Source organism: Streptomyces sp. AC627_RSS907 (genome assembly GCF_019049165.1).
Genome location: NZ_JAGMUE010000749.1, coordinates 1 through 667, shown reverse-complemented (window position 1 = coordinate 667; position 667 = coordinate 1). Strand labels below are relative to the sequence as shown.

Annotated in this window: 1 protein-coding gene; it reads left to right on the top strand. The window is 73.8% G+C overall.

Annotation, left to right across the window (positions count from 1 at the left end):
• A partial coding sequence (locus KUM32_RS38410) for a polyketide synthase dehydratase domain-containing protein (protein ID WP_217146442.1) occupies nt 1-667 on the top strand: 667 nt, incomplete at both ends.

Here is a 667-nt window from a genome sequence, read left to right as displayed (position 1 = left end):
GGATGACGCGGACGAGACGGGTCACCGCTCGATCGGCCTCTACTCCCGCCCGGCCGACGCCCCCTCGGGCGAGCCGTGGACGCAGCACGCGGCCGGCGTGCTGGCCCCCGCCGGCCCCGAGCCGTCGTTCGACCTGGGCGTATGGCCCCCGGCGGACGCGGAAGCGCTGGACATCAGCGACTTCTACGAGCGCTTCGCCGCCTCCGGTTTCGCCTACGGCCCGGTGTTCCAGGGCCTGCGGGCCGCCTGGCGCGCCGGCGACGACGTCTACGTCGAGGTCAGCCTCGGCGAGGAGCACGCGTCACTGGCGGCCGACTTCGGCCTCCACCCGGCGCTGCTTGACGCCGCCGTGCAGGCGGTGACCTTCGTCGCCCTGGAGGACGTCGGGCTCTCCCGGCTCCCGTTCTCCTGGAGCGGGGTGTCGCTCCACGCCGGTGGCGCGTCCACGCTGCGGGTGCGCCTCACCCAGTTGGGGCCGGACTCCATCTCCCTCGCGGTGGCCGACGGAACAGGCCGCCCCGTGGCATCGATCGAGTCCCTCGTACTGCGTCCGGTATCCGTGGACCACATCGACACGGCCAGGATGTCGGCGTTCCGCGACTCGCTGTTCACGCTGGACTGGACCCCCGTACCGGCCGTCTCCCCGGCGGACGCGGCCACGGCCACC